Annotated in this window: 9 protein-coding genes; 3 read left to right on the forward strand and 6 right to left on the reverse strand. The window is 73.8% G+C overall.

The window, feature by feature from the left end; all coding sequences use genetic code 11:
* From ACFV5N_RS19070 to ACFV5N_RS19080, 3 genes are all read right to left on the reverse strand, one after another.
* Positions 1-2,297 (reverse strand): Tex family protein (locus ACFV5N_RS19070; RefSeq protein WP_385601038.1); only part of this gene is annotated, 2,297 nt, incomplete at its 3' end.
* Positions 2,298-2,400: 103 nt separating this feature from the next.
* Positions 2,401-4,677: an MMPL family transporter gene (locus tag ACFV5N_RS19075; RefSeq protein ID WP_385601042.1), complete on the reverse strand. Its 2,277-nt coding sequence runs from the start codon at positions 4,675-4,677 to the stop codon at positions 2,401-2,403.
* Between the two features lie 128 nt (positions 4,678-4,805).
* Positions 4,806-5,432 carry a TetR/AcrR family transcriptional regulator gene (locus tag ACFV5N_RS19080; protein ID WP_385601045.1) on the reverse strand — a complete coding sequence of 209 codons (627 nt, stop codon included), beginning with the start codon at positions 5,430-5,432 and terminating at the stop codon, positions 4,806-4,808.
* A gap of 123 nt (positions 5,433-5,555) precedes the next feature.
* Between ACFV5N_RS19080 and ACFV5N_RS19085 the strand changes: the two genes are divergently transcribed.
* Positions 5,556-6,179 carry a TetR family transcriptional regulator gene (locus ACFV5N_RS19085; RefSeq protein ID WP_385601048.1) on the forward strand — a complete coding sequence of 208 codons (624 nt, stop codon included), beginning with the start codon at positions 5,556-5,558 and terminating at the stop codon, positions 6,177-6,179.
* 1 nt (position 6,180) lies between these two features.
* Here ACFV5N_RS19085 and ACFV5N_RS19090 read toward each other — a convergent pair whose 3' ends face one another.
* Positions 6,181-6,561: a winged helix-turn-helix transcriptional regulator gene (locus ACFV5N_RS19090; RefSeq protein ID WP_385601051.1), complete on the reverse strand. Its 381-nt coding sequence runs from the start codon at positions 6,559-6,561 to the stop codon at positions 6,181-6,183.
* 98 nt (positions 6,562-6,659) lie between these two features.
* On the opposite strand from ACFV5N_RS19090, the gene ACFV5N_RS19095 reads away from it, so the two are divergent.
* The gene (locus ACFV5N_RS19095; protein ID WP_385601054.1) at positions 6,660-7,514 is read left to right on the forward strand and encodes an SDR family oxidoreductase; all 855 of its coding nucleotides are present in this window, start codon (positions 6,660-6,662) and stop codon (positions 7,512-7,514) included.
* A gap of 291 nt (positions 7,515-7,805) precedes the next feature.
* Complete coding sequence (locus ACFV5N_RS19100; protein WP_385601057.1) at positions 7,806-8,216, forward strand: ATP-binding protein; 411 nt, start codon at positions 7,806-7,808, stop codon at positions 8,214-8,216.
* Positions 8,217-8,231: 15 nt separating this feature from the next.
* Here the strand turns inward: ACFV5N_RS19100 and ACFV5N_RS19105 are convergent, their stop codons facing one another.
* Together ACFV5N_RS19105 and ACFV5N_RS19110 are read right to left on the reverse strand one after the other, a co-directional pair.
* The gene (locus ACFV5N_RS19105) at positions 8,232-8,876 is read right to left on the reverse strand and encodes a DUF1707 domain-containing protein (RefSeq protein ID WP_385601059.1); all 645 of its coding nucleotides are present in this window, start codon (positions 8,874-8,876) and stop codon (positions 8,232-8,234) included.
* A gap of 9 nt (positions 8,877-8,885) precedes the next feature.
* A partial coding sequence (locus ACFV5N_RS19110; protein ID WP_385601062.1) for an ABC transporter substrate-binding protein occupies positions 8,886-9,977 on the reverse strand: 1,092 nt, incomplete at its 5' end.

Here is a 9,977-nt window from a genome sequence, read left to right on the forward strand (position 1 = left end):
CCCTGGCGCCCGCCGCGCTGGTCGCCCTGGCCGCCGCGCCGGTCCCGCTGGCGCGGGGCGCCGCCGCGCTCCCGCTCGCCCCGGCCGCCCGCGGCCGGCCGCTCCTCGTCCAGCCGCAGGGTCAGCGAGATGCGCTGCCGCTTCACGTCCACGTCCAGCACCTTGACCCGCACGATGTCCCCGGGCTTGACCACCTCGCGCGGATCGGAGACGAACTTGGCGGACATCGCCGAGACATGGACCAGGCCGTCCTGGTGCACCCCGACGTCGACGAACGCGCCGAAGGCGGCGACGTTGGAGACCACGCCCTCCAGGATCATCCCCGGCTCCAGGTCGCCGATCTTCTCCACGCCCTCCTTGAAGCGGGCGGCCCGGAACTCCGGGCGCGGGTCGCGGCCCGGCTTCTCCAGCTCGCGGATGATGTCGGTGACCGTGGGGAGCCCGAAGGTGTCGTCCACGTAGTCGGCGGGCTTCAGCGCGCGCAGCGCGGCGCTGTCCCCGATGAGCGCGGTCACCTCCTTGCCGGTCTCGCGCACGATGCGCCGCACCACCGGGTACGCCTCGGGGTGCACCGCGGAGGAGTCCAGCGGGTCGGCGGCGCCGGGGATGCGCAGGAAGCCCGCGCACTGCTCGAACGCCTTGGGGCCGAGCCGGGGCACGTCCTTCAGCGCCCGGCGGCTGTGGAAGGGGCCGTTGCTGTCGCGGTGCGCGACGATCAGCTTGGCGAGGCTGCCGGAGATGCCGGAGACGCGGGAGAGCAGCGGCGCGGAGGCGGTGTTGACGTCCACGCCGACGCCGTTCACGCAGTCCTCGACGACGGCGTCCAGCGAGCGGGAGAGCTTCACCTCGGACAGGTCGTGCTGGTACTGGCCGACGCCGATGGAGCGCGGGTCGATCTTCACCAGTTCGGCGAGCGGGTCCTGGAGCCGGCGGGCGATGGAGACGGCTCCGCGCAGCGACACGTCCAGGTCGGGCAGCTCCTCGCCGGCGTAGGCGGAGGCGGAGTAGACCGAGGCGCCGGCCTCGGAGACCACCATCTTGGTGAGCTTCGCCGGGGCGAGGGCGGCGATCAGCTCGGCGGCGAGCTTGTCGGTCTCGCGCGAGGCGGTGCCGTTGCCGATCGCGATGAGTTCCACGCCGTGCTCGGTGACCAGGGCGCCGAGCCGGGCCAGCGCCCCGCTCCAGTCGCGGCGCGGCGCGTGCGGGTAGACGGTGTCGGTGGCGGCGACCTTGCCGGTGGCGTCCACGACGGCGACCTTCACCCCGGTGCGCAGCCCCGGGTCGAGGCCCATGGTGGGGCGGGTGCCGGCCGGGGCGGCGAGCAGCAGGTCGCGCAGGTTGGCGGCGAAGACCTCGACCGCCTCGTCCTCGGCGGCGGTGCGCAGCCGGGTGCGCAGATCGATGCCGAGGTGGACCAGGATGCGGGTGCGCCAGGCCCAGCGGACGGTCTCGGCGAGCCAGGCGTCGGCCGGGCGGCCCCGGTCGCTGATGCCGAACCGGTGCGCGATGGCCCGCTCGTAGGCGCTCGGGCCCTCGGCGGTGTCCTTCGTGTCGGCGGGCTCCGGGTCGAGGGTGAGGTCGAGGATCTCCTCCTTCTCCCCGCGCAGCATGGCCAGGATCCGGTGCGAGGGCAGCTTGGTGAACGGCTCGGCGAAGTCGAAGTAGTCGGCGAACTTGGCGCCGGCCTCCTCCTTGCCCTCGCGGACCCGGGCGGCCAGCCGGCCGGTGGTCCACATCTTCTCGCGCAGTTCGCCGATGAGGTCGGCGTCCTCGCCGAACCGCTCGGTGAGGATGGCGCGGGCGCCGGTGAGGGCCGCCGCCGCGTCCGGGACGCCCTTGGCCGCGTCGGTGTACGCCTCGGCGGCGGTCTGCGGGTCGGTCGCCGGGTCGGCCAGCAGCTGGTCGGCCAGCGGTTCGAGACCGGCCTCGCGGGCGATCTGGGCCTTGGTGCGGCGCTTGGGCTTGTAGGGGAGGTAGATGTCCTCCAGCCGGGCCTTGGTCTCGGCGGCGTTGATCCGCTGCTCCAAGGCCTCGTCCAGCTTGCCCTGGCTCCTGACGGACTCCAGGACGGCCGCGCGGCGCTCCTCCAGCTCACGCAGATAGCGCAGCCGCTCCTCCAGGGCGCGCAGCTGGGCGTCGTCCAGCGTGCCGGTGGCCTCCTTGCGGTAGCGGGCGATGAACGGCACGGTGGAGCCGCCGTCCAGCAGCCCCACGGCGGCTGTCACCTGCCCCTCGCGCACGCCGAGTTCCTCGGCGATCCGGCTCTCGATGGACCTGCCCGCTGCCGACTGTGTCACGTCTCATGCTCCGCTTCCCCGGCGCGCTCTGCGCCGCGCTGTGCATTGTGACAGGCGGCACCGACACTCGGGCCGCCTGCCACGCGCGTGCCGCTGAACCGTTTTACGGGGCCGCGGTCTCGCGGGTGCGGGGCTCGGTGTCCGGCCCGGCCAGGCGCTGTTGCAGCTTCTCGCCCTCCACGTCGACGTCGGGCAGGATCCGGTCCAGCCGGGCGGGCAGCCACCAGGCGGAGCGGCCCAGCAGGCCGAGGACGGCCGGCACGAGCGTCATCCGGACGACGAAGGCGTCGAAGAAGACCGCGATGGCCAGGCCGAGTCCGATCATCTTGATCATCGGTTCGTCGGAGCCGACGAACCCGGCGAAGACACTGATCATGATGACGGCGGCGGCGGTCACCACCCGGGCGCCGTGCCGGAATCCGGTGATCACGGCCTCGTCGGGCGCGGCGCCGTGGACGTACGCCTCGCGCATCCGGGTGACCAGGAACACCTCGTAGTCCATGGCGAGTCCGAAGACCACGCCGACCAGGAAGATGGGCATCAGGCTCATCACCGGGCCGGTGTCCTCCACGCCGAACACCCCGCTGAGCCAGCCCCATTGGAAGACCGCGACCACGGCTCCGAGTGCGGCCAGCACGGAGAGCAGGAAGCCGAGGGCGGCCTTCAGCGGGACGAGGAGCGAGCGGAAGACGAGGATCAGCAGCAGGAAGGCGAGGCCGACGACGAGCGCCAGATACGGCAGGAGGGCGTCGTCGAGCTTCTGGGAGACGTCGATGCCCATGGCGGTCTGTCCGGTGACCAGCAGCGTGGCACCGGTGTCGGCGTGCAGCGCGGCGGCGGAGTCCCGGATCGCGCCCACCAGGTCCTCGGTCTCGGTGCTCAGCGGCTCGGAGGCGGGAATCACGGTGAGGATGGCGGTGGAGCCGTCCTCGCTCGGCACCGGCTCGGTGACCACGGCGACGTCGTCGAGGTCCGCGATCCGGTCGCGGGCCCGCTCGGCCGCCGCGGTGACGCCGCCGGCCGTGTCCCGGCCGTCGACGACGACCATCAGGGGGCCGTTGAAGCCGGCGCCGAAGGATTCGGCGAGCAGGTCGTAGGCGCGGCGCGGGGTGGTGTCGGCGGGCTTGCTGCCGTCGTCGGGCAGGCCGAGTTCCAGGTCGGCGGCGGGCAGGGAGAGGGCGCCGAGGCCGACGACGCCCACCAGCAGGACGGTCAGCGGGCGGCGCAGCACCCAGCGGGCCCAGCGGGTGCCCATGTTGGGGCGTCCGGGTGTCCCGGCGCCCGGGCCGGGGGTCCGTTCCGCGCTCGCGTCGGTGGTCTCCCGGGCGGGCGGCACGGCGGGGCCGGTGGCGCGGGCGCGGCGGGCCGCGCGGGGCAGGATGCGGTCGCCGGCGAAGCCGAGCAGCGCGGGGATCATGGTGAGGGCGATGAGCACCGCCACGGCCACCGAACCGGCGGCGGCCAGGCCCATCTTGGTGAGGATGGGGATGTTGACGACGGCGAGCCCGGCGAGGGCGATGATCACGGTGAGCCCGGCGAAGACCACGGCGGATCCGGCGGTGCCCAGCGCGCGTCCGGCGGCTTCCCGGTGCGGGTGGCCCTCGGCGAGTTCGGCGCGGTAGCGGGAGACGATGAACAGCGCGTAGTCGATGCCCACGGCGAGGCCGAGCATCATGGCCAGGATGGGGGTGGTGCTGTCCAGGTCGAGGGTGGCGGTGAGCGCGGTGATGGTGGCGACGGCGACGCCGACCCCGATCAGCGCGGTGAGCAGCGGGAGTCCGGCGGCGATCAGCGAGCCGAGGGTGACGACCAGGGCGACGGCGGCCACCGCCACGCCGATGACCTCGGTGACGCCGGTCGCGGGGATCTCCAGCAGGGCGTCGCCGCCCATCTCCACGGTCAGTCCGCCGGCGCGCCCGGCCTCGACGGCGGCTTCGAGCGCGTCGCGGTCGGCTTGCTCCAGTTCCAGCCCCTTGACCAGGTAGGAGACCTGGGCGTAGGCGGTGGTCCCGTCCTGGCTGACGGCCTGGGTCTCGTACGGGTCGGCGACCTGGGCGACCTTGTCGGAGCCGGTGCGCAGGTCCGCGACGAGGTCCTGGACGGCGGCCCGGTGGGCGGGGTCGGTGATCAGTTCGCCCTCGGGGGCGCGGACGACGACGCGGGCGGTGGCACCGTCCGCGCCGGAGCCGGGGTAGCGCTCGTTCAGCAGGTCGAAGGCGCGCTGGGCCTCGGTGCCCGGGATGGTGAACTCGGCGGAGCCGGGCTCGGAGTTGGTGGCGGCGCCGGCGCCGGCGAGGCCGAGCAGCACCACCCACAGCAGGGCCACGGCGCGCCGTCGTTCGAAGGAGAAGCGTCCGAGTCTGTAGAGGAAGGTCGCCATGAGGGGGTCTCCTGATCAAGCGTGGGGCGTGATGAGGGGGTCGGGCGAGCGGCGCCGCCCCGGCCGTGGTGGGGGAGGCCGGGCGGAGGGGGGTGCGGGGACGGGCGGGGGTGGGTGGCGGGGCCGGGTCAGCCCGGCGCGGGGGCGGGCCGGCCGAGCAGGGCGGGCAGGACCACGGAGTCCAGGAAGTGCTCCAGGTAGGGGCCGTCGGCGTAGTCGTCCTCGATCAGCGGGCGGGCGATCAGGGCGCCGAGCAGGGCGGGGATGACGTAGCCGAGGGCGGGGTTGTCCGGCTGGACCTCCCCGCGTGCCACGCCGCGCTGCAGTGCGCGGTCCAGCACGGCGCCCTCCGGGCGGATCAGCAGTTCCCGCATGGCCAGGCGCAGGTCCTCGTCCTGGCGGGCGGCGACGGTGATGCCCTGGAGGAGTTCGGTGTCCTCGCAGGCGGCCCGGCCGGTGCGGCGGGCCATCTCCCGCAGGTCACCGGCGAGCGTGCCGGTGTCGATGTCGTCGATGTCGAAGGGTTTGCCGTGCCGCAGGGCCGCGATGACGAGCTGACCCTTGGTGCCCCACTGGCGGTAGAGGGTGGCTTTGCTGGAGCGGGTCCTGGCGGCGACGGCGTCCATGGTGAGGGCGTCGTAGCCGCGTTCCCGCAGCAGTTCGAGCACGGCCTCGTAGAGTTCGGCCTCGCGCTCGGGGGTGATCTTGGTGCGGGAGGTCCGCCGCAGGGGCGTGTCGGTGGGCTGGTCCGCCATGGGGATCCTCGTCCATCGAAACGGCATCGTACGGAGGGAGCGTAGGACGGGCTCTCATCGAAACGCAAGCGGATCGATACGTGTCCGTTTTCATGCACATTTCAACGACGTACGATGCCGGGCATGGGACGCGACATCACCGGACCGGGCGTGCGCGAGAGCCGCAGACTGCGCACCCGGCACGAGTTGCTGCACTTCGGGCTCGCCCTCTTCGAGGACCAGGGGTACGGCAGGACGACGATCGGGGACATCGCCCGCCGGGCCGGGGTCTCGGAACGGACGTTCTTCCGCTACTTCGCCAGCAAGGAGGAACTGGTCCTGCAGCCGCTCCGGGAACTGACCGAACTCTTTCTCACCGAGGCCGAACGCCGCCCGGCGCACGAGCCCCCGCTGACCGCGCTGCACGAGGCCGGCCGGCGGGCCATGGAACGGGCCGCCGAGGGGCCGCTGGAGATCCTGCTGGCGAGCCTGCGGCTGATCTGCGCCGAGCCGGAACTGCGGGCCGCCCAGCTGGTGCGGCACGCCGAGGGACATCAGCGGCTGGCCGCCGTCCTGGCCCGCCGGGAGCGCACCGGCCCCGGCGATCTGCGCCCCGGGCTGCTGGTCGGCGCGTACGCGATGGCCTCCACCCTGGCCACCCAGTCCTGGAACCGGCACGGCGACGGCTCACTGGCGGCGCTCCTGCGCTGCACGGACGACCATCTGCGGCAGATGCCCGCCGCGCTCGCGGGCCACTGGGGCGGCTGAGTCAGCGCGCGGCGCGGGCCCGGTCGTACCGCTCCTGCCCCTCCTGCACCTCGGGCAGCCGCCGCTCCACCCAGCGGGCCAGCTGCCACACATGACCAGCGGCCTCCCGGCCGAGATCGGTGAGCGAGTAGTCCACCCGGGGCGGGATCACGGCCTGCGCGGCGCGGTGCACGAAGCCGTCCCGCTCCAGGGTCTGGAGGGTCTGGGCCAGCATCTTCTCGCTGATGCCGGAGATCGCCCGGCGCAGCTCGCTGAACCGCAGGGTCTCCTCCTCCAGCAGCAGGGCCAGCACCAGGACACCCCAGCGGCTGGTGACATGTTCCAGCACCGCCCGGGAGGGGCACCCGGCGGCATTGACACTGGGCAGCTCACGTACGTCCATGCCAGTAGCTTACGTCAAAGTAGGTACTTTCCCTGAGTTAGTGCCCGGCTTAGCGTGGACGGCACACCGAGCGAGAACCACCCCGAGGGAGAACGCGCATGTGGGTAGTCACCGGAGCCACCGGCCAGCTGGGACGGCTGGTCGTCGACAGCCTGCTGGAGTCCGTACCGGCGGAGCAGGTCGTGGCGGTGGTGCGCGACCAGGACAAGGCGGCCGGCCTCGCGGCGCGCGGGGTCCGGCTGCGGATCGCCGACTACGACGACCCGGCCACGCTGCGCGGCGCCTTCGCCGCCGGTGACCGGGTGCTGCTGATCTCCGGCAGCGAGGTCGGCCGGCGCCTGCCCCAGCACACCGCCGTCATCGACGCCGCGCGGGAGGCGGGCGTCGCCCTGCTGGCCTACACCGGCGTCCTGGGCGGCCCCGCCGCCGACTTCGCGCTGGCCGACGAGCACAAGGCCACCGAGGAGGCGCTGCTCGCCTCCGGCCTGCCGTACGTCTTCCTGCGCAACGGCTGGTACCACGAGAACTTCACCGCCCAGCTGGGCCCGGTGCTGAAGGTCGGCCGCGTGGTCGCCGCCGCGGGCGAGGGCCGGGTCGCCTCCGCCTCCCGCGCCGACTACGCCGCCGCCGCGGCAGCCGTCCTCACCGGCGAGGGCCACGAGGGCAAGGCGTACGAGCTGAGCGGCGACACCGCCTGGAGCTTCGCGGAGTACGCGGCCGAGATCAGCCGCCTCTCCGGCACGGAGGTCCGCTACACCCCGGTCGGCGCCGACGAACAGCGGGCGAACCTGCTGGCCGCCGGGCTGCCCGAGCCGTACGCGGAGCTGCTGGTCGACGTGGACACGGCGATCGAGCGAGGGCTGCTCGCCGCCACACCCGGCGACCTGTCGCGGCTCATCGGCCGGCCCACCACGCCGATCGGGGACGCGATCGCGGCCGCGATCGAGGACTGAGGGCCGCGGGCCGGGTCACGCGGGGTCACCGGGACACCGGAGGCGGAGGTCTCCTTCCGGTGACCCCGCCGGGCGGTCGATTCCCGGTCAACTGACCGGCAGGCAGTGGCGTGAACCCGATTCCGGGCTTTCGCCACTGCCTTCGCCACTCATGCGAGTGATATGAACTCCACATGTGCGGCTGAAGTCCTTGCGTACGGCCGGGAATCAGGGTCTGCCCGACCGGGGCAGGGTGCGAGAGGGTACGCAGCGCACGCGCTCATCGACACACCCTGAGCACATGGAGGGATCATGACGCTCGCCAGCCGGAGCACCGACGCCCAGCCCCTCTCCTACAGCTGGCTGCTGACAGCCAGACGGTCGGACCTCGCGCATTTCCGGCGGCTGGCGAAGCTGGCGATGCGCGAGTGGGAGCAGGACGACGCGGTGACCGAAGTCGTCCTGCACGGGGTCACCGAACTGCTCGCCAACGTCGCCCGCCACGTCCCCGATCCGCGCTGCCGGCTGGAGCTGTCCCTGGAGGAGAACGCGGTCCGCGTCGCCGTCACCGACAGTTCCGCCGCGCTCCCCCGGATCACCCTCCCCGACTGGAGCGCCGAGGAGGGGCGGGGGCTGTGGCTGCTGCGGGAGATGGCCGACGGCATCGGATTCGAGCCCACCCCCGGCGGCAAACGGGTCTGGGTGCGGGTCTCCACCCGCTGACCGTCCGCCGCGGCGTCAGTCCTCCTCGCCGGACGCCAGGCGCTTCTTCTCCCCCTCGACCGGCTTGCGTTCCACGCCGACGCCGCCCCAGAACGCCAGGCCGGTGATCACCACGCGCGGAGCACCCGGGGCGGCCTCGCGGTCGGCGGTCGGATCGAAGCCGCCCATGATGCCGATGCCGCGCACCTCCACCCCGACCTCCGGCGGCACGGTGACCGACACCCCGCCCATGACGGCGACGACCCGGATGGTCACCTCGCGGTCCTCGAAGGCGGCCTCGCGCAGATCGATGGTGCCGCCGCCCATGAAGGCCAGCGCCCGGAAGCGGCGCGGCATCGTCCAGCCGCCGCGGCGCGCGAACCCGCCGAGTACGGCGAAGGCCCCCCGGGAGGTGGCGGGCCGGCCGATCCGGTCGGCCCAGCTCCGTCCGGCGCGGGCCGGCACCCCGGCGGCGGGCGATGCCGGGGACTCGACGCGCTCGGGGAGATCGCGGATGAGCGGCTCCAGTTCGCCGCGGGTGCGGGCCGCGTACACGGAGGTGAGCCGTTCCTCGAACTCCTCCATGGTGAGCCGGCCCTCGGCCAGCCCCGTCCGCAGGATCTCGGCGTACTGCTCCCGCTCGGCGTCGGAGGCTTTGACCTCGGGCAACTCGTCCGTCATGGCGGCAGCTTACTCATCGACGCCGGCCGGCCGCTCCGGTGCGGGCCCCAGGAACCGGAACCGGCCGGACTGCACCTGATAGCGATAGGCGGCCGGGCCCGCGCCCGCGTAGTCACCGGCCCCGTCGAAGGCCAGCGGGCGGGCGAGCCCGTGATAGGTGAGGACCCGCAGCCGGCTCAGCACACCGGAGCGGCTGAGACTCTCCCCCTCCTCCAGGGTGCGCTGCATGGCGGTGACGACCATGCGGGCCGCGTCGTACCCCTCGGCGGCGTACGGTTCGGGATCCCGGCGGAAACGGCGGCGGTAGACGGGCGCGAAGCCGCCTGTACGGGGGTCGGCGAGCGCGTCGGTGCAGCCGGACACGAAGTGCCAGCCCTCGGCGGCCTCCCGGGCGTCGGCCAGGAAGACCGGGTCGAGCGCCGCCTCGGTGGCGTACGCGGTGCCGGACCAGCCGGCCGCGCGCAGGGCGAGGGCGAGCCGGGCGGCGCCGTCGGCGGGGCCGCCGTAGACCACGGCGTCCACCCCGTGGCCGAGCAGTTCGGCGGCGGCGGGCGCCACGTCCTCGGTGCCGGCGGGCAGCACCTTGGGCACCAGGCCGGTCCGGGTGCGGTCCACGGCGGAGCCGACGGCGCGGGTGATGAGCCAGCTGTGCCGGTCGGCGGCGCGGTCGTCCACCAGGCCGATCCGGGACGGCGGCGGGTCGGCCAGGGCGAGACAGCCGGGGATGGCCAGGCCGGTGGCCCAGGTGGCGGGACGGCCGTGCAGGACGGTGGGGTAGTCGGCCCGGTGGGCGAAGTCACCGGCGGACAGCGTCAGGACCGGTACCCCGGCGTCCTGGTAGACCCGGGCGGCGACATCGGCCACCGCGTCGCCGGTGGGGCCGATGACGACGAGGACGGCGGGGTCGGCGGCGAGTTCGGCTGCGGCGCGGGCGGCGCTCGGCGGGTCGCCGACGTCGTCGTGGACGGCCAGGGCCAGCCGGAAGGGGAGGTTGCCGTGTTCGTTCAGTTCTTCCAGGGCCAGGGTGATGCCGTTGTGCTGGCCCCGGCCCTGCGGTGCCTGCGGGCCGGACAGGTCGGCGTGCAGGCCGATGGTCCAGCG

Origin of the sequence: Streptomyces sp. NPDC059853 (assembly GCF_042731495.1) — a bacterium.
In the GTDB taxonomy this organism is placed as follows: domain Bacteria; phylum Actinomycetota; class Actinomycetes; order Streptomycetales; family Streptomycetaceae; genus Streptomyces.

What these genes read in the sequence shown, in the direction of transcription:
- ACFV5N_RS19080 (WP_385601045.1), bottom strand. Translation starts at nt 5,432, where the DNA reads ATGGCGGACCAGCCCACCGACACGCCCCTGCGGCGGACCTCCCGCACC.
- ACFV5N_RS19075 (WP_385601042.1), bottom strand. Translation starts at nt 4,677, where the DNA reads ATGGCGACCTTCCTCTACAGACTCGGACGCTTCTCCTTCGAACGACGG.
- ACFV5N_RS19090 (WP_385601051.1), bottom strand. Translation starts at nt 6,561, where the DNA reads ATGGACGTACGTGAGCTGCCCAGTGTCAATGCCGCCGGGTGCCCCTCC.
- ACFV5N_RS19095 (WP_385601054.1), top strand. Translation starts at nt 6,660, where the DNA reads ATGTGGGTAGTCACCGGAGCCACCGGCCAGCTGGGACGGCTGGTCGTC.
- ACFV5N_RS19100 (WP_385601057.1), top strand. Translation starts at nt 7,806, where the DNA reads ATGACGCTCGCCAGCCGGAGCACCGACGCCCAGCCCCTCTCCTACAGC.
- ACFV5N_RS19085 (WP_385601048.1), top strand. Translation starts at nt 5,556, where the DNA reads ATGGGACGCGACATCACCGGACCGGGCGTGCGCGAGAGCCGCAGACTG.
- ACFV5N_RS19105 (WP_385601059.1), bottom strand. Translation starts at nt 8,876, where the DNA reads ATGACGGACGAGTTGCCCGAGGTCAAAGCCTCCGACGCCGAGCGGGAG.